This window comes from Robbsia andropogonis (genome assembly GCF_000970345.1).
Taxonomy (GTDB): domain Bacteria; phylum Pseudomonadota; class Gammaproteobacteria; order Burkholderiales; family Burkholderiaceae; genus Robbsia; species Robbsia andropogonis.
Genome location: NZ_LAQU01000001.1, coordinates 376,024 through 394,179, shown reverse-complemented (window position 1 = coordinate 394,179; position 18,156 = coordinate 376,024). Strand labels below are relative to the sequence as shown.

Annotated in this window: 19 protein-coding genes; 9 read left to right on the top strand and 10 right to left on the bottom strand. The window is 62.0% G+C overall.

The annotated features are described in order from the left end of the window. Positions 1-47 precede the first annotated feature (47 nt). Positions 48-914, bottom strand: a complete 867-nt coding sequence (locus tag WM40_RS01750; RefSeq protein WP_024905548.1) for a M15 family metallopeptidase — start codon at positions 912-914, stop codon at positions 48-50. Between the two features lie 402 nt (positions 915-1,316). Here WM40_RS01750 and WM40_RS01745 point away from each other — a divergent pair, with 402 nt between their 5' ends. Both WM40_RS01745 and WM40_RS01740 read left to right on the top strand, forming a co-directional pair. After that, entirely contained in the window at positions 1,317-2,312 is a 996-nt protein-coding gene (locus WM40_RS01745; RefSeq protein ID WP_046151937.1) for a hypothetical protein, read from the top strand. Between the two features lie 302 nt (positions 2,313-2,614). Continuing rightward, positions 2,615-3,391, top strand: a complete 777-nt coding sequence (locus WM40_RS01740) for an EAL domain-containing protein (RefSeq protein ID WP_024905546.1) — start codon at positions 2,615-2,617, stop codon at positions 3,389-3,391. Positions 3,392-3,546: 155 nt separating this feature from the next. Here WM40_RS01740 and WM40_RS01735 read toward each other — a convergent pair whose 3' ends face one another. Then, entirely contained in the window at positions 3,547-4,095 is a 549-nt protein-coding gene (locus WM40_RS01735) for a TetR/AcrR family transcriptional regulator (RefSeq protein WP_201779107.1), read from the bottom strand. Positions 4,096-4,628: 533 nt separating this feature from the next. Between WM40_RS01735 and WM40_RS01725 the strand changes: the two genes are divergently transcribed. Next, the gene (locus tag WM40_RS01725) at positions 4,629-5,618 is read left to right on the top strand and encodes an inositol monophosphatase family protein (protein WP_046151935.1); all 990 of its coding nucleotides are present in this window, start codon (positions 4,629-4,631) and stop codon (positions 5,616-5,618) included. Here WM40_RS01725 and WM40_RS01720 read toward each other — a convergent pair. Next, positions 5,566-6,897 (bottom strand): mechanosensitive ion channel family protein, encoded by a 1,332-nt coding sequence (locus WM40_RS01720; RefSeq protein ID WP_052738119.1) that lies wholly within the window; start codon positions 6,895-6,897, stop codon positions 5,566-5,568. The genes WM40_RS01725 and WM40_RS01720 overlap by 53 nt on opposite strands. A gap of 208 nt (positions 6,898-7,105) precedes the next feature. Here WM40_RS01720 and WM40_RS01715 point away from each other — a divergent pair, with 208 nt between their 5' ends. The 3 genes from WM40_RS01715 (at position 7,106) to WM40_RS01700 (ending at position 10,503) form a co-directional block, all read left to right on the top strand. Beyond that, complete coding sequence (locus WM40_RS01715) at positions 7,106-7,807, top strand: FadR/GntR family transcriptional regulator (RefSeq protein ID WP_036012851.1); 702 nt, start codon at positions 7,106-7,108, stop codon at positions 7,805-7,807. A 130-nt stretch (positions 7,808-7,937) separates the two neighbouring features. After that, positions 7,938-8,873: a dihydrodipicolinate synthase family protein gene (locus tag WM40_RS01710; protein WP_046151934.1), complete on the top strand. Its 936-nt coding sequence runs from the start codon at positions 7,938-7,940 to the stop codon at positions 8,871-8,873. A 487-nt stretch (positions 8,874-9,360) separates the two neighbouring features. Continuing rightward, positions 9,361-10,503, top strand: coding sequence for an alpha/beta hydrolase (locus WM40_RS01700; protein WP_046152029.1), 1,143 nt, complete (start codon positions 9,361-9,363; stop codon positions 10,501-10,503). Here WM40_RS01700 and WM40_RS01695 read toward each other — a convergent pair. The 7 genes from WM40_RS01695 to WM40_RS01665 all read right to left on the bottom strand — a co-directional run bounded on the left by WM40_RS01695 (position 10,500) and on the right by WM40_RS01665 (position 15,788). After that, a complete protein-coding gene (locus WM40_RS01695; RefSeq protein ID WP_024905538.1) occupies positions 10,500-10,862 on the bottom strand; it encodes a DUF4286 family protein in 363 nt (120 codons plus the stop codon). The two genes, WM40_RS01700 and WM40_RS01695, sit on opposite strands and share 4 nt — an antisense overlap. Further along, the gene (locus WM40_RS01690) at positions 10,859-11,308 is read right to left on the bottom strand and encodes a MaoC/PaaZ C-terminal domain-containing protein (RefSeq protein ID WP_024905537.1); all 450 of its coding nucleotides are present in this window, start codon (positions 11,306-11,308) and stop codon (positions 10,859-10,861) included. Before WM40_RS01690 ends, WM40_RS01695 begins: the two co-directional genes overlap by 4 nt. Positions 11,309-11,321: 13 nt before the next feature. After that, complete coding sequence (locus WM40_RS01685) at positions 11,322-11,735, bottom strand: MaoC/PaaZ C-terminal domain-containing protein (RefSeq protein WP_024905536.1); 414 nt, start codon at positions 11,733-11,735, stop codon at positions 11,322-11,324. Between the two features lie 92 nt (positions 11,736-11,827). After that, complete coding sequence (locus tag WM40_RS01680) at positions 11,828-12,991, bottom strand: acyl-CoA dehydrogenase family protein (protein ID WP_036012837.1); 1,164 nt, start codon at positions 12,989-12,991, stop codon at positions 11,828-11,830. A gap of 23 nt (positions 12,992-13,014) precedes the next feature. After that, on the bottom strand, positions 13,015-14,214 hold the full coding sequence (locus WM40_RS01675) for a CaiB/BaiF CoA transferase family protein (protein ID WP_201779105.1): 1,200 nt from the start codon (positions 14,212-14,214) through the stop codon (positions 13,015-13,017). Between the two features lie 342 nt (positions 14,215-14,556). Beyond that, positions 14,557-15,150, bottom strand: coding sequence for a LysR substrate-binding domain-containing protein (locus WM40_RS01670; protein WP_236693336.1), 594 nt, complete (start codon positions 15,148-15,150; stop codon positions 14,557-14,559). Positions 15,151-15,188: 38 nt separating this feature from the next. Further along, positions 15,189-15,788 carry a LysR family transcriptional regulator gene (locus WM40_RS01665; RefSeq protein WP_157685666.1) on the bottom strand — a complete coding sequence of 200 codons (600 nt, stop codon included), beginning with the start codon at positions 15,786-15,788 and terminating at the stop codon, positions 15,189-15,191. Between the two features lie 203 nt (positions 15,789-15,991). Here WM40_RS01665 and WM40_RS01655 point away from each other — a divergent pair, with 203 nt between their 5' ends. From WM40_RS01655 to WM40_RS01645, 3 genes are read left to right on the top strand one after another with little or no spacing between them, the layout of a single operon-like run. Next, positions 15,992-16,855 carry a transporter substrate-binding domain-containing protein gene (locus WM40_RS01655; RefSeq protein ID WP_052738118.1) on the top strand — a complete coding sequence of 288 codons (864 nt, stop codon included), beginning with the start codon at positions 15,992-15,994 and terminating at the stop codon, positions 16,853-16,855. Next, positions 16,852-17,034: a hypothetical protein gene (locus tag WM40_RS01650; RefSeq protein ID WP_046151931.1), complete on the top strand. Its 183-nt coding sequence runs from the start codon at positions 16,852-16,854 to the stop codon at positions 17,032-17,034. Before WM40_RS01655 ends, WM40_RS01650 begins: the two co-directional genes overlap by 4 nt. A gap of 9 nt (positions 17,035-17,043) precedes the next feature. Next, positions 17,044-18,039 carry a dihydrodipicolinate synthase family protein gene (locus tag WM40_RS01645; protein ID WP_157685196.1) on the top strand — a complete coding sequence of 332 codons (996 nt, stop codon included), beginning with the start codon at positions 17,044-17,046 and terminating at the stop codon, positions 18,037-18,039. Positions 18,040-18,156 lie beyond the last annotated feature (117 nt).

Here is an 18,156-nt window from a genome sequence, read left to right as displayed (position 1 = left end):
CTGGCAGTGCGGGGGCGTGACGTCCGTCGATGCCCCGGCCGACCGGCCTACTCCAACGGATTCAAAGGTTTTGATACCCCCATCTTGAATCCTGGTTTGTGATACTCGACGTGTCCGTAATCATGGAACGACCAGTCCCCGCCCCAGACCAGTCCCACCTCCGCGGCAGTCTTGCCGTACAACGCATACCCCCGCATGGCCCACGGATCTTTTTCCGAGATCACGACCTTGCCATCGCGCAAGAAGGCGTTATCCGCTGCTAACCCATATTGGTGATAACTGCGATTCGCCCCTGCCTGTGTCACCTGATTCCCCGATGACGCCAGGCTGGCTTGTCGATCAGGGCTGCGATAGCCCTCCAGCAACACCATCTGATAGCCATATCGCTCCGCCATCAACTTGTAGACCAGTAACAACCGCGTCCGGAAGTCCGCATCCAGCAGGCTCCAATCGCGGCTGGCATTGCGAATTTGCGGCCGGATCTGCTCTACTTCCCGCGTCGTGAAGACTTCCGGCGGCGGCGCCGGCGGCGGTACCAATTGTTCTCCGTGCAACAAGGCATCAATCTTCGCATCGGACACGTCTGTCGTGTCCGAAAACTGGAATATCTGCTGTTTGCCACGGAGGGATAATGCAATTAATGGCGGCGTGGCGAGTGTTCCTATCGAAATGAGTAGTAACAAACGACGGCGAACTAGCATATCCCGGAATCGAGCCGATGTCGATGCAGCCGCACGCGCCGAATGCGTTAAGCCTTTTTCCCCATGGGACGCAACAGTACCAAGTGTGCCGGTAATACGTCGAAATGCCCGTGCGGTATGTTCTACCGCCTGCGCACGTGCATCGGGAAGAAATACCAGAATAGCAATGCCCACCGCGGCAAGAAAATAACCCGACAAAGCGAAAAAAATCACGATCTTAGATGCTTTCGAAAGGAGGTGTTACACATGGTGTGGCGAAGCATTTCTAATCCTGAGCGATGTGCATTAAAATCCTCCGACATGTTCGCATGCCGCCGTGCCTTATGAAAAGATTGCCAGACGTCTTAGCGACCGCATGCATGCTATTTGTCGTATTTTTTATGAAAGCGTGAACGGAGCGATGATCGACGTTCCATGGTTCTTGGTAAATGGATAGGCAAATGCGCGGTGAGGGTTAGAAGGCTGTCGTAAAATATGGATTAGAAAGGTCGGTCTGCATTACGCGTATACGCTCATATGGTTGCTTAGACATATGACGTGAAAATTGGATTGATCGGTTGTGCATGCGTCGCCATTGCGCCGGTATTGATGAACGAAAAGAATCGAAGAGAGAGGATGAGCGACGGAAACGGAGTAACGCCGCCCAAGCAGCCGCCGAGTCTGGTTGGCGGAGCCGCATCATCGTCCACCGCACCGAAGCCGGCTGGCGCGGAGCCCCGTATTCTGGCGGGTCTGGACGGGAAAGGGGCGAAGGCGGTCAAAGGCGGGGCCAAGGCCGCGCCGGTAGGGCCACGTGGCGCGCGTAAGGGGACCTGGATCGGCGTCGTCGCGTTACTGGCATTGGTCGTGGTGGCGGGCGGTGTGTGGCGCTCGCAGCAGCGTGTGAATCGTGACGAACCGCTCACCGATGCACGCGTGTCTTCCGGTACAGCGGATGGCTCGGCCGTGCGGGCGCAGCAGGGCGAGGAGCATCCGCCCCCTTCAGGCACCGCACGGATGCAAGGGACCAATAACGCAGCGGGGGGGAGTCCGCCGCCGACTCAGTCGGCAACGATCGTCAATGACACGTCGGGACAACCTGCAACTGATTCGAGAGTGACGCCGCCTGCATTGGCGGCACAGCAGGAAGATCCCGTAAAGGCGCTGGCCGAGAAAAACGATACGCCTGATAAGCGGCGTGAAACGACAGCCCCTTCGGGTGCGGCCGATGCCAAGGCAAAGCGCGCCGAAAAGAAAATGACGCGGCATGAGCGCTTGCTCGCGGAGCGGGAGGAGCGGGCGCGGGAACGGGCGAACGATCCCACGCAAGCGGCGCCAGCCGCAAAGAGTGAGGACCCGGATGCCGATATTCTCGCGGCGCTCTTCAAGCACACGAATGCGACCGATGCGAAGGGCTCGCCTGTTGCGACATCGAAAGGCGCGGTGTCGGCCAAGTCGCACGGGTCGGCAAAACCTGTCGCGGGCAGCCTTGCCGCGAAGGTGGAGGCGTGCCGCAGCAAGGGTTTCTTTAACGGTGAGGTGTGTCGCTGGCAGGTCTGTAACGGTCACTGGGGGAGCGATCCGGCTTGTCCTGGTAATCCGCAACCATCGGCTGCCACGTCCGCGCATTGATTCGGTGAGACGACGCCCACGGGCTCCGGCGAGGGCCGGATGCGCGGGCATCTTTAACCGGTACAGGCCTGTGCCTGATCGCGAAAATGCCATTGCGCGTATCGTGCATGTACTTTGGCATCGAAACGCCTGGCGATGCCCATCGTCAGGTTGGTCCGGGGATATGTCATGAAGTCTGGCAACAGGGTAAAGTGACTGACAGCGTGCCTTTGCGGGACGAGATTGCTGGTCGATCGTCATTCCTCGCGGACGCCATCACGCGTTTCCGGCCTACCTGTTTGATCGCTACCGAATTGCTGCTCATGATTGAAATCCGTGACGAAACGCCCGTATACGGGCCGCCGGACCGTTGTGAAGGGTGTCATTCACCCGAGGCCGTACCCATCGAGATGGCCTTTGCCTTCCAGCCGATCGTCGATCTGACGACGGGGATGGCCTATGCGCATGAGGCGCTGGTCCGAGGGCCTCACGGAGAGCCGGCGGAATCCGTTCTGTTGCAGATACGCGACGAGAATCGCTACCAGTTCGACCAGCAGTGCCGCACGAACGCCATTGCGCAGGCGGCGGCCTTGGGCATGCAAAGTTTCCTGTCGATCAATTTCATGCCGAACGCGGTCTATCAACCGGCGGCGTGCATTCGCAGCACGTTCGAGGCGGCTAAGAAGCATGGTTTTCCACTGGAGCGGGTTATTTTTGAGACGGTGGAGGCCGAGAACGTCATCAGCCGTCGTCATCTCGTCGAGATCTTCCGCGCGTATCAATCGTTTGGTTTTCAAACAGCCATCGATGATTTTGGTGCCGGTTATTCGGGGCTGACCCTGCTCGCCGATTTTCAGCCGGATCTCATCAAGCTCGACATGGCGCTCGTGCGGCATATCGATCAGGATACTGTCAGGCAACGGATTGTTTGCGGGGTGCTGCAAATATGCCGCGACCTGGGGGTTCGGGTCATTGCCGAAGGTATCGAAACGGCGGGCGAGCGGGACTTCCTGGCGCGTCACGGCGTGACCCTGATGCAGGGCTTCCTGTTCGCGAAGCCGGCGTTCAATGCCATTCCGGAAATCGCGAATGTGTCGTAGTACACCGATCTCCTGAAACCGAACGGTCACGCGCCGTTATCCCCTTTCGTGCCGGGAAACGACGGGGGCAGCAGGTGACCGATCTTGTTCGAATCCGGCAGGATCGGTGCCGTTTCAGACTCGGCCTCTTCTGGCGCCGATACGCGGAAAGCCCGCTACCACGAACGCTCTACCGCATGGATACCGGCCAGCTCACAGGCCGCCTCCCAGACATCGCAACGCGCGCGAGCGGCTCCGAATACCTGTACGCCCAGCGTGGCGCCGTCCAGCAGCATCACGAGAATGGGCGCCACGTCCTGCGCTTTTTGCGGGTCGATGATATCGGAGAGGATATCGGCGATAAAGCAGGTCAAATGCGACTTCTGTTCGACATTGATTCGATGGATCTGCGTTCCCTTGTCGGAGAACTCGTACGCCGCGTGGGCGAACATCGATCCGGTGAATCCCTCACTGTTGAACCAGTCACGGTGCCAGTCGAATACGCGCTTCAGGCGTTCCACCGGCTCCTGGACAGCCGTTACATAGCGTTCGAGCGATTCGGCATCGCGGTATTGGCAGGTTTTCAAGACGGCCACCACCAGATCGCCCTTGGACGGGAAATGGCGATACATCGTCATCTTCGACACTTTGGATTCAGCGATGATCCAGTCGATGCCGACTGCATGATAGCCATGCTTGCCGAACAGCGTCGTCGCTGCTCGCAATATCTGTTCTCGTTTTTCTGGCACGGAGAACCTACTTGGTCAGGACGGTTGGAAGGAAAATGTCGATCATGCACGGGTACGGCATGAACCAGGCCGGAACCCTGAGGCGCCGGCACGGCGTGGCGTGTGGAAGTCTTGTTATAGGCTACATTGTCGAACGGCGTTACAGCCCGTTCCTTGTTTTAACCGGCGAAATTTAAGAAAATTCATTGCCCGGTATTTCGATTATAGGGAAAGTTTTGGCATTCGGCAGGAGGCATCTAAAAAAGCGGTCGTGGCATGGCGAGACGCATTGGTCGGCTGCCGGATAAGAAGAGTCGTGGACGGTTGTGGAACGGTGCCTGCACGGTGTAAAGGCCGATCGATGCAGGCGTCGTGAAGTGCCAGGGCACCTGTGCGCCAAATCCTGTCGTGGGTGTGGCAAACGCGGTGTTTTGTGGGAGCGTGATGGATAATCGAGGCGGTGTGATCCACGCCACCCATCGCCTTCGTTGTTTTTTTAATCGTGAAAGCGATAACGGGATTCCTGCCTGATGACTGACGTATCGCGGCACTTGCCTACTTCCGATCCTACCGGTGCGTCTGTCACGACACCGGACATCGTGGCACGCCACGCGCTTGCATGTACGCTGGCGCGTTCGGCGGGACGCCTCGCGCTGGCCTTCTTCCGGGAGCGTGACACATTGCAGATAGAGCACAAGGGTCTGCAAGACGTGGTCAGTCGCGCCGATCGTGATGTGGAGCAATTCATCCGCGCCGGTATTGCGAACGCCTTCCCCGACGATGCATTCCTGGGTGAGGAAAGTGCGTCCGAACAGAGAGCGGCCGTTTCCTCCTTGGGCCATGTCGCGGGCGGTCAGGCTGACAAAGCCGCACCCGATGCCGGCGCGGGTGTCGAGATGGGACAGGACGGCCTGACTGGCGCCAGCCAAAGCGCGCTCTGGGTAGTCGATCCGATCGACGGAACGACCTGTTTCTTGCAGGGCATGCCGGTCTGGTGCATCTCGATCGGCGTGGTCATCGATGGCGTGCCGCGCATCGGCGCGGTCTACGATCCCAACACTGATGAGCTCTTCCACGCGATGGACGGTGCGGGTGCCTGGCTTTCGACAACCGGCCCGAACGGCGTGCCCGTCGAGAAACGTTTACTGGCGCATCATGCGGCGTCGTTTCGCGACGGGCCGCTCGGCCTGGGCTATTCGCACAAAGTGCCGGCCTCGACAGTCGTGCCGTTTCTGGACACGTTGTTGGCTGAAGGCGGCATGTTCATTCGTAACGGGTCCGGGGCGCTGATGATCGCTTATGTTGCGGCGGGCCGGTTGATCGGCTATTACGAGCCTTTCATGCATCCCTGGGACTGCATGGCGGGCCTTGTGCTTGTACGGGAAGCCGGGGGTATCGCGGAGGATTTCCTTGCCGGTGACGGCTTGCGTCGCGGCAATCGGGTGATCGTCGCGGGCCCACGGTTGTTCACATCGCTGTGGCAGGCAGTTGATCGGACGTCGGGGATCGTGGCACGTTGATGGCCGCATCGACCATCCGTATCTCGCGTATCGGTTGTGCGAATGCAATGCCGAACGCCGCGAGCCCATCGACGATGGCGAGGTTCAGCGCCTGTTGGCAATCCATGTAGGTCGCATAGTCGGGGCGCGTCACGTAGTAGACGACTTCGAATTCCAGGCCGCGCTCGGCAAAGGCGGCGAAATGGACACGATCACAGCGCGTGTGCGGAATCTGTGCAAATGCCTGCTCCACCATGGCGGGTACCGCGCGCAGACCTGTGGCGGGTGTCGCGTAGGCCAGACCGAAGCGGAAAACGATGCGTCGTGTCTGCATGCGCTGGAAGTTGTGGATTTGCTGGCGGAGCAACTCGGTATTGCCGCAAATGATTTCTTCACCGCGCAAGCTGCGGATGCGCGTGGTCTTCATGCCCACCTGTTCGATGGTGCCACTGACATCGCCGAACGCGATGAAGTCCCCAATGCGAAACGGCTTGTCCAGGCCGATCGCGAGCGAAGCGAACAGGTCGCTCAGCACACCATGCACGGCAAAGCCGATCGCGGCCGCGCCAATGCTCAGGCTTGCGACAAAGGCGGTGATGTTTACGCCACCCTGTGCCATCAGGGAAAGCAGGAAAAGCGCCCACATCACGGTGCGCACGGACCAGGCAAGCACGCGGACGATGACGGGGTTGATGCCGTCGTCGCTGTCGAGGCCGATCGATGGTTGTGGCGTGACGGATGCGGTCCGCGCGCCGTCAGGTCCAAGGGTCCGTGAATCGGTTGCCCTCGCCGCCGCCTGCGCCGCGGCGAGGGCAAGTGCGGCGCGCTGCGTTCGATGCCGTTCGAGGTAGCGATGGCTTAAAAGACCCACCGCGCGACTGGCCCATAGCGCGCATTGCAACAGGATAACGGTCTGCCATCCGCGCTGCGCCCAGGTCAGCACCCCGTTGGCGATGTCGCCCTGTGATGTGGCCACGGCGCTCAGCCCGGTCAGCACGGCAACCGCCATCATCATCGGTCTCCGCGTATCGTCCAGCAAGGCGACGACGATGTCCGTCAGTGACAACCGCGCCTTTGGTTCGCTCGTGGCGGCTATCGGCGCCCCATCTGTTTCATGTGGCCCGTCTTCCCGTGCCGTCCTTGACGCCGCGGCAGACAATTTGCACATGGCCCAGCGTCGCAAGCCGTCGAGCACGGGATAAGTAACGGCGGCAATGATTACCGCACTGGTCCATTGAAGCGGCGTGAGGCCGCAGAACGTGACGGTGGTAAGCCAGGAGGGAGGTGTCAGGGTTGACATGTGCCGATAAAGACGCGAACGTGAGGTGCGTTGCCGGGCAAGGCAATGGCATTGCCCGGCAGTTGCGGAACGTCAGTGTAAGGGCTGTGGCATCTCTAAAAAACCGGTGGATTTGTCGGATGCCGATGGCTTGATGAAAGGACAGTGAAACAACGTGATGGATAAAGAATACGACGCGCTCACCTTGCTGAAGGCGGAAGCACCGCCGATGCCACGGGGGCCTGCGGACGTGCGCCCAAGCGGGATGCCGGACCGTATCTACGGTGCATTGCTCGGTCAGATTCTAGATGGCATCTACCCGCAGGGCAGCCGTCTTCCCTCGGAACACCAACTGGCGGACGCATTCCAGACGTCGCGGCCGACAGTGCGCGAAGCGCTGGCGCGATTGCGCGCCGATGGCATTATTCAGACGCGTCACGGTTCCGGCACAACAGTGGCGCATCGTCCGGACCCGGATGTGCGCCGTTTCGCGCCGCTGGAGACGTTGTCGGATATTCGCCGTTGCTACGACTTCCGGATCGTCGCCGAAGCAGGGGCTGCGGCCCTGGCGGCAACTGATGCCGGCGAGATGGAGCGTGAGGGAGTGCATCAGGCGAATCACGCATTGATGCGGGTGATCGAGACTGGCGGAATCGGCGCCGACGAGGATTTCGCTTTTCATGCCGCCATTGCACGAGCATCGATGAATCCCTATTTCGTCACCGTGTTGGGCTTTTTGCACGAGCAAGTGCTGTTCAGCATGAACCTGTCGCGTAACCTGTCGTTGATCAAGACGGCGGCGCGGCGTCGCGAAGTGCAGGCGGAGCATGCGGAAATCGTGGCCGCAATCGATGCACGAGATGCCGAGGCTGCGTCTGTTGCAATGCGCCATCACCTTGAACACGCCGTTGTCCGCATGTTCGGCACCTAGACGGCCTTTGCCGGCACCAGGCAAAATGCGCTACAGTGCGGATAGGTAAAGTTGTTTGACAACTTGGTCGTCACGTCTGATACCGCCCGCGCGGTGCCGGTGCGACGTCCTTGGCCCGCCTGGAGTGACGATGCGAACCGATGCGTTTCTTCCCGAGGAATTGGGCGCGACCGTGATGGCGGTGCCCCCGCTGGCGCGTCGCGCGGATTTCTCCCTGGACCCGGTGCAGAACCGGCGCTTGATGGCGCACATCGCGCAGGGCGGTGTGCGCACCTTGCTGTATGGCGGCAACGCCAACCTCTACCACGTGCCCATCAGCGAATACGGGACGCTGCTTGATATGCTGGCGGAGCAGTCCGATGCGGGGATGCGTGTGATTCCGGCCATCGGCGCCGATTACGGCAAGATGCGCGATCAGGCGCGAATGCTCCGGGAACGGGACTATCGCACCGCGATGGTACTGCCGATGGCGGGTTTTACCACTCCGTCGGGGGTCTACGACGGGTTGTCGCATATTGCCGAGCTGGCAGGTTTCCCGCTGACGTTGTATATCAAGCACGAAGCGTATCTGGACCTGGATACGCTGGCGCGGCTCGTCGAGCAAGGTGTGCTGGCGGCGGTGAAATACGCGATTGTCCGCGAGCAGCCGGAAAACGACCCGTATTTGCGCGCCTTGATCGATCGCCTTGCCGGATCGGCGTGCCTCGAAAAGCTGGTCAGCGGCATGGGCGAGCGTCCGGCGATTACTCATGTCAACGCGTATGGCCTGGCGGCGTGGACGACCGGTTCCGGCTGTATCGCGCCGCGTGCCGTGATGCGTCTGTTCGACGCGGTCAAGGCGAACAGGCTCGACGAGGCCTACGCACTGCATGCCCGTTTCATGCCGCTGGAGACGTTGCGTGACCGGATATCGCTGATCCGGGTGCTGCACGACGCGGTCACGGTCAGCGGCATCGCCGACATGGGGCCGATGCTGCCGCTGCTCTCCAACACCGACGCGGCGGACATGCCGGCTGTCCGTGAGGCGACGCGGACGCTGCTCGAATTCGAGCAGTCTCTCACCTGAGCACGCTCGGTTCGCGGCTTCCTTGGACGCGCACCGCCTGCCCGACTTTGACGACGTGATCGATGTCACTGCCTTGGTGACCGCACACAACGCCGCCGCATGGCCGTTGCGCCCGCGCTTCGGCAGCGCGGCGATACAGCTGCATGACTTGTTCGTTTGCCACAGGCTGTCACAATGGCGATTTTTGCTTGGTGTAAGGTAATCGAAACTACAGCACCGGGTATCGCCATTGGATCGGCCGGTACAAACTGAAAGCACCGGGGGCGAACCTCTGGGAACAAGCGTCTTGATGGGCGTGTGACAAGTCAATGCAATGCAGGAGAGCAGGTTGAGGCAGCCGGTAGACGACTCGCGGCATGATCGCCACGAGGACGAAGAGGATCATGCAGGGCAACCCGAGGGAGCGGCGGCGTCGCGAGCAGGCGGTAATGGCGTATCGCCGCTCGTTGAACACGCGTCCGGTGCGCTATCGCAAGAAGGGATTGCGATAACGCCACTCGAAAAGCAACCGGACGCGACCCGCCGGTCTTTGGTTGGGCGTGCGGTGTTCGGTGTACCGCTCACACTTGCTGGCGCGGGATGGACCGCGCGTGCGGCTGCGGACGCGATAGAGGCGGGCGATACGTCCGCCAGGCAGTCCCGGTCGGCATCGGCCGACGCCACGCCGGGCGAGGCAAGTGTCGTGGCGCTATGGCCGGCAGGACGCATCCCCGGTGTACGAGATGCCGCGCGGTTGGCCGCGATGGGTGCGGAGCGCGTCAGTGCAAGCGGCGCGGTGCGTAACGTCTCGCAACCGCGGTTGCGTGTCTATCTGGCCGATCCGGCGCGGCGCACTGGCATGGCGGTCCTGGTAATTGCCGGAGGCGGCTATGCCCAGATCGAATGCGGCCATGAGAGTACCCCCGCGTGCCGTTGGTTGCAGTCGATCGGTATCACCGCGTGTGAGCTGATCTATCGACTGCCGCGGCCGGGCTGGGATCGCCTGGCGCCGTTGCAGGATGGGCAACGGGCCATGCGCGTCATTCGCGCCAACGCCCAGGCCTGGCATGTCGATCCAAGCCGTGTCGGAGTGATGGGGTTTTCAGCCGGCGGCCATTTGGCGGGGACGACCGCCGTCACACCCGGCATCGCGCGCTATGCGCCGATGGATGCGGTGGACGCGCTGCCATCCGGGGCGATGTTTGCAGCCCTGATATACCCGGTATTGACGCTGATGCCGCCGTTCGATCGTACCCGCACGCGACGATCGCTGCTCGGTCGCGACGACGGGGGTGACGTCCCGGCCTTACCCGCGCATGCCGACGGGCATGCCAACCGACGCGGCCATCCAAGCGTGGCAAACAGCGACATCCCCGATGCGGCGCAGAGCGAGGCAGCTGCGGCGTTGTCGGTCGATCGGCATGTGGATGCCAACACGCCGCCGATCTTTCTCGCGCAGGCGACCGACGATCCGATTGCGCCGGTGGACAACAGTCTGCTGATGTACGCCGCAATGCGCGCGGCCGGTCGCCCCGTGGATATGCATCTGTTCCAGTCGGGTGGCCATGGCTGGAGCCTGGGGCGACCCGGCACCGAACAGACGCTATGGCCGGCGTTGTTCGAGCGCTGGCTTGCGCTGATCAAGGTTTAGGCCGGCCCATTGGTCGACTCAGGCGGCGCGCCGGTCGGTGCCAATGGCGCCAGGCGCAGCCGTGTGAAATGCGAGACGAAAGGCGTGAATGCCATGAATCCCTTCACGGCCTCGAATTCCGGCGTGTCATAGACCCAGTCGCCTGCGATCGTATAGACCGCCGCGTAGGCCGGGCCGTCGTCGATGGCCTTGTAGCGGCTGCCCGTCAACCAGCCTGGGCACGACAGGATCGCGGGCAGATGCACTTCGTCATACCAGCGATTGAACGCCGCTTCCTGTTCAGGCGCGATATCGACGCGGACGATATGGATGTACGGACCCGCGGCATTGGCGGGCAGGCGATCGACGGGAAACTTCACTGTGTCTGCTCCACTGGTTTTGGCTTGACCCGCGGAAACTTCAGCGTGGCTTCGGCCTTCAGGACTTCCGTGCCTTCCTCGTTTGTCGCGCTGGCGTGCCACACGGCGGTCCGTGTCTCCGATTGCATCGCTGCGATCCAGACGCGAAAGCGTAGCGTATCGCCGTAGAATACCGGTCCGGTAAACCAGAAACGATCCTCGATCGATACCCCCAAGGTGCCAACCAACTCTGCCGTCAACACGCTGGTACAGATACCGGCCACCAGAATGCCCGGTGCCAGACGCCGGCCGAATCGGGTCTTGCCGGCATACCCTTCATCGATATGCACCGGCCCGAAATCACCGGTGGCCGCTTCATACAAGGCACCATCGGCTTCGGTGATGGTCTTGCACAGGGAGACCTCGTCGCCCACGTGCAGCGTGTCGAATGGTTTGATGTCGTACATCGCGTTCCCCTGATCAACCGACCAGCGGCAGCATGGCCGCCGTGCCGCCAATCACTTGCCTGCCGCCGTCTTCGGTGTCGATCACGCAACGCACGTCGAACGTCAGCGCGGTTGCGGCGACCCCGGTCACCGTGGCAATGGCCTCGATCGTGCTGCCCACGACCACCGGCGCGTCGAATGCCAGGTCGAGCTTGCCAAGGCGCCAGGCCTTGCCGGCTATTCGGTTCAGGCACGTCGATGCCAGGGCCAGCACAGCCATCTCGAAACTCAGCATATTTGTAAAGCCCGCTTCACGCGCGGCGGCGGCATCGACGTGCAGCGGTGCGAGGTTACCGCTTATCCCCGTGAAGAACGCTTGTTCGGCCACGGTCATCGTCTTGCGGAACGACATCGTCGCTCCGGCTTTCAGGGTCGTTTCGTTTTGCATCGCAGGAAGGCATGTGTCAGTGAATGAGGCGCGACAAGTCAGGCATGCCGAACGGGCACGGACCGGCTTGCGCACAATGGCGCCGCGCGTGCCTACAACGTCAGGCCGCGCTTGATCACGCTGCGCGCGATCAGCATGCGATGGATTTCCGATGTGCCGTCGTAGATACGCGTTACGCGGCTGTCGCGATAAATGCGCTCCAGCGGCATTTCCTTTGTGAAGCCCATGCCGCCGAATACCTGGATGCCGCGATCCGCCACGCGACCGATCATCTCCGAGGAATACAGCTTCACCATGGATACCTTGTCGCGCACGTCACGGCCTTGGTCCAATTCCCACGCGGTGTTCATCACCATCATCCGCGTGGCGAAAATTTCCGTGGCGGAGTCCGCGATCATCTGCTGCACCATCTGAAAGTCGCCGATGGGCTGGCCGAACTGCTTGCGCTCGGCGGCATGGTTGCGCATCAGCTCCAGCACGCGCTGCGCCATGCCGCAGGCGCGCGCGCCGATGTGGCCAAGGCGGATGCCGGCCACGCTATCCATGATCAACTTGAAGCCGCTGCCCAGCGTGCCGAGGATCTTGTCCTTCGGGATGCGGCAGTTTTCAAATACCAGTTCCGCATGACCATAGCCACGATGGCCCATCATCGGCTGCTTGCCGGTCACGTGGAAGCCGGGCGTGCCCTTGTCCACCAGGAACAGCGTGATGCCGCCGCGGGCCCGCTTTTCTTTATCCGTCAGCGCCATGACGATAACGTAATCGGCAATGTCGCCGTCGCTGATGAAATGCTTGCGGCCATTGATGATGAAGTCGTCACCGTCCTCGGTGGCAACCGTCGAGATCGACGCCGCATCGGAACCGGCGCCGGGCTCCGTGATCGCCATCGCGCAGATCTTCTCGCCACGCACGGTGGGCAACAGGTATGCGTCGCGTTGCGCGCCGTCGCAGGCCAGCAGCATCGGATACACCTGACCGAAGATACGGCGGATCAGTGCGTCGGACGTCTTGCCCAGTTCTTCCTCCACAAAGCACATGTCGACATGCGACAAGCCGCCGCCGCCTACGTCCTCCGGCATGTTCATGGCGAACAGACCCAGCGACATCGCCTTGTCGCGGACGACCCGCAAGGTGTCCGCCGGGATCACGCCGGTATGTTCGGTTTCCGCTTCCAGCGGCTGCACTTCGTTGGTCACGAACTTGCGGACCGTATCCACCAGCATCTGGGTTTCGGAGGAAAGGGAAAAATCGATCATGTCAGTCTTCGTGGTAAGCAGGTTCAGGCAGGCGCGGCGGCGCGGATCACGCCGCGTGCGATCAGGTCGTCGATGTCGTTTTGCGCGTAGCCCAGTTCGGTCAGAATCTCCATCGATTGCGCGCCCAGCGGCTGCGGCGCGCGCGCGACACCGGGCGCTTGCCCGTCGAAGCGCGCCGGGTGCATGACAAAGGTCACCGGCTTGCCTTCCACGCCTTCCACGGTCTGGAATGTTTCCAAGTGCGTCAACTGCGGATCGGCCTGCAGGTCGTCGTAGTCCTGCACGGGGCCGTGCCACACGTCGGAATCGGCCAGCTGCGCGAGCCACTGCGCGGTGGTCCTGGTCTTCAATCGCGCGCTGACGAGGCGGACAATCTCTTCACGGCGCGTGTAGCCGGCATCATCGGGAATATGGGCGAGGGCGGGTTCTTCCAATGCGCTTGCCAGCGCTTGTGGCGTCGCCATCGAAATGGCGAGGTGACCGTCAGCCGTGGCGTGAATGCCGTACGCGCCGCCGCTGAACCAGCTTGCCAGGCCCGCCGGTCCGCGCGGCGAATCACTGCGTGCGCCATTCAGCCAGGCCGTCAACGATTCGGCTTGCAGATCGATCGCCGCTTGCAGGAGGCTCACTTCCACCAGGCGGCCTTCCCCGGTGCGCTCGCGGTTGAACAGTGCCGCCAGAATGCTCATCACGTAGATCACGGCGGCATGCTGATCCACCACTACCGGGCCGACCGCGGTGGGGGGACCATCAGCGCGGCCCGTGCGCGCGGCCAGGCCGGAAAGCGCCTGCAACAGCAGATCCTGGCCAGGCTTGGCCGCGTAGGGGCCCGAGCCGCCATAACCGCTGGCGCTGGCGTAGATCAGGCGTGGGTTGATCGCCTTCAGCGCGTCATGGCCGAGGCCCAGACGGCCCATGGCGCCAGGCCGGAAGTTTTCCATCAGCACGTCGGCGTCCTTGACCAGCCGTTGCGTCAGCGCACGGCCTTCGGCGCTCTTCATGTCGACCGACAGGCTGCGCTTGTTGCGGCCGGTGGTCAGCAAGTTGACGCTCTGCGTGCCGACGAAGTGATCCGCCACCGCCCAGTTGCGATGAAACGCCCCATCGATGGGCTCGACGGCGATCACGTCCGCGCCCAGATCCGCGAGCATTTGCGCGGCCATCGGGCCGGCATGGAAGTGGTTGAAGCTGATGACACGGACGCCGTCGAGGAGTTTCAGCATGATGTTCCGATTGGTTTGCATACGTCTGACATGGCCCGTCTGCGGCATGGCGGCGTTTGATGCCGGCAGCGCTGGCAGACGGGTTGTTGACGCTATTCAGCATAGCAATCGGAAGAAGCGCGGCGGGCGTATCGCACTATTAAATGCATGGCGCCGACTATAAGCGAGCCTCATGATTGCCCCCCGCGCGAGAGGGGAGGGTGTACGCGACAGGAAACGTTGCGTACACCGCCGCGCGTTGCAGGGGGATGCGCGGCACTGTGTGTTGCCGCACCCTCAATGGCCGCCGCCGATTGCCCGTCGGCGTCGGCCAGCCAGTGAGGTGGCGCCGATAAAGGGTGGTTAGTCCGGCAGATGCGATTGCGCGCGTAGCGTGCCGACGACTTCGCGCGCGTGTTTGACGAAGCTTTCGGTCAAGCGCTGGCGGGGTCGATCTTTCGGCAACAGCGCGCACAGCGAGATGGGCATGCCTGAACGGAACGGACGAACGACGATGCTGCCTGGTGGCTGACTCAGTGCCGACAGTTCATCGGTCAGCGACACGCCCAGTCCCTCCGCCACCAGGCGACAGGCCACATTGGAGAAACGCACTTCGATATCCGGTACGAAATAATCGCCGTCGGCCTCGAACGCTCGCTCCACCAGCAAGCCCAGGGGACTGCGGGCCGGCGCGCCGATCAATCGGCGGCCGCGCAGCGCGGCGGGCGTGACGATGTCGCATTTCTCCAACGGGTCGCCCGGCGGTGCTGCGCAGACGATCCGTAATTCGCCGAGCGATTCGTTGATCAAGCCCGGCCGCGTGGGTGGCATCATTGACAGGCCGAGATCGGCCATGCCGGAATCGAGACTCTCCAATATCGCATCCACGCGCATGGTTTCCAGATGGACCTTGACCTTCGGATGATCGACGGCAAACCGCGCGAGTGTCTTTGGCACGAGCCATTCCGACAACTCCGCGGTGGCAAACACGCGAATCACGCCCGCGCGGCCGGTTCGCAGGTCCCAGGCCTTTGTTGGATAGCTTGATGCACGAGGAACAACGGCTCGGCGTCGTCGAACAGCATCTTCGCTTCCGAGGTGGGAATCAGGCGGTTACTGATGCGGTCGAACAGCGGAAAGCCGAGCTTGGCCTCCGCCAGGCGGATCGCATTGCTGACGGCAGGCTGCGACATGCCGAGTTCGGTGGCGGCTCCCGTGGTTGTCCGGTAGCGCATGACCGCGCGCAGTACCTCGAGTTGTCGCAGATTGATCAGGACACGTGCGCTGGGTGGATTGCCGCCCGCGTCATCCTGCCTTGACTGACCATTACCCCTGCCACTTTGTGCATTGGACCGGTATTCCGTTGCCATCCTTTCCCTTAGTTCAATTTTCCACGGCGTTGCAAATCCGGCACAGCCCCATCCGGGCCAATGCGGTGCCCGCTTGCATGCCGTCAGCGCGATTCCACGCTTGCCTCGCGCGCGACCGCCAATGAAGCAGTGCCACATCGGCCCATGCAATACGCTCGATTGCCGTTCGCGCGTAGGGTTGCCAGTCTCTTCCCGGCAATGCGCGCGGACATGCCATTCTGACAAGATCCCCTGTCGAAGCTATAACTATCGATTATAGTCGGCCGTTTTTTTTTCACTGGCGCGTCGGGATGGCGCGCCGCTAATGTCTCAATACCGCAGCCGCCTAGTCATTTACACGCCTGGCGACACACCGTTGGCGACGGCTGGCCGGTATCCCGTGTTCGCTTGCGGCATAAGCGGTCACCACACCGCATCCTGGAGAGACCATGTTTTCACGCCGCCATATTGCGCCCACCGTCGCGACCATGCTCGCGACCGCTTTGACTTCGTGCGTCGCCATGGCGGTGCTGGCCACATCCGCGCAGGCCGCGTGCATCGCGGTTCCCGCCGGTGACCTGGTGAGCAGCGGCCATCTGCAACTGTCGATCAATCCGACATTGCCACCGCTGCAGTTCGTCGACGAGACAGGCAAGATGAAGGGCATGAACGTCGATCTGGCCGAGGAGATCGGCAAGCGGCTGTGCCTGAAGGTCGACCTGCTGCGCATGGATTTCCCGGCGATGGTGCCAGCGTTGAATGCGGGCCGTTTCGATGGGATCAACACCGGTATGTTCTGGACCGAAGCCCGTTCCAAGTCGATGTACACGGTGCCGTATGCAATGTCGACGATCGACGTGATCGCCGATCCGTCGCAGAAAGCGACGCTGAACGACGTCAAGGGCCTGGCGGGCCACTCGGTGGGCGTCGAGGCCGATTCCTACCAGGAAAAGTGGCTGCGTGAGCGCGCGAAGGAAATTACCGACGCGGGCGGCAAGCCCTTGGACATCCACGCATTCCCGACGGCAAGCGACATGCTGGCGGCATTGCGCGCGGGCCAGTTTGATTTCGCGGCACTGCCCAGCTACACCGGCGCGGCCGTGGTGAAGTCCAAGCGGGCGAAACTTGTGCTCGGCGGTCAAGGTGGCACGCCTACGACGATGGCATTCCGCAAGAAGGCCGTGGCCGAAGCGGTGGCGAAGGCGATGGACGACATGATGCAGGACGGCTCGTATGCGAAGCTGATGGACCGCTATGGCATGACGAAGATCAACACACCGCATATCACGCTGGTGGGTTCCGGTCCGGCGTGAGTGTCGCCCTCGTGGCCGCCGCCCGGCGAATGCAGGCCAGGTTCGAGGTTCCCGAGGCGTTCGGCGCGGCGGCCATTTTCTATCTGTTATCGACAACCTACCGCCCGGTGCTTTGTGCAACGCTGGTTGTAAGCCTACCTTCGGGGCCGAGCATTCGGCCGCCGGTGATCGAGAAATAAGGAATGACGATGACGACGCTTTCCCTGACGGGTGTGGTGGTCGCGACCGTACTGCCGTTTGACGCGGGCCAGGAAATCGATTGGGCATCCTATGCGCGCGTGGTCCGTTATTGCGTGATGGCCGACGGCATCTCCGCCGTGCTGGTCAATGGTCATGCCGGTGAGGGTGGCGCGCTGACGCCCGACGAACGCGACGCAGTGATCCGCGCCACGCGCAAGACGATGCACGACGGCGGCCAACAGGCCAAGCCGTTGATTGCAGGCATCATCGCGCAGAGTACCCGCGAGGCGGTGCTGGAGGCGCGGCTTGCGAAGGCGGCCGGCGCGGATGCATTGACGATTTTCCCGCCGGCATCGTTTGGCGGAGCACGTACCGAGATGGTCGTGTCGTATGTGCGCGCCATCATCGCCGCGGCCGACCTGCCGGTGGCGATTTTCCAATATCCGCTCGCGTCCGGTTATGGCTATTCGACGCAGACCCTGATCGAACTGGCCAAGTTGCCGCGCGTGATCGCGATCAAGGAGGGCAGCGACACGATGCGCGCGTATGAAGAGAACCGTGCGGCCATCAAGGCCGAACGGACCGATCTAAGTGTGTTGGCATCCAACTTCGATTGGTTCCTCGCGCAACTGGCCGTGGGCGCGGATGGCATCCTGTCCGGATTGGCGGCATTGGTGCCCGATGATCTGGTGGCGTTATGGCGCGCGGGTGCGGCGAACGACCTGCCCGCGATGCGTGCCGCCAGCAACAAGATGCTGCCGCTGGTGCGCGCGATCTACGCATTGCCGCGCAATGAAATGTATGCCCGCATCAAGGTCGCATTGGCGATGATGCACGTGATAGCGTCCCCGATGGCGCGCGAGCCCTTTGTGCCGGTGCCTGACGTGGTCTGCGCCCGCATTCGCGCGGCGTTGATCCAGATGGGGCTGTTGGATGCCGAGGGTCGACCGGTGGTATCGCTGATCACGTCGCTCGATGACGGGGCAACATTGCCCGCCGAATAATGCGCATGGCGTGATACAGCGGTGACCGCATTTTCCGCCGCTAGCGCCGCGCTTTACGCAGCCTTGAGGCGAACGCGCATGGACCTTTTCTGAAACGCGCCAACCGATCCAAAAAAG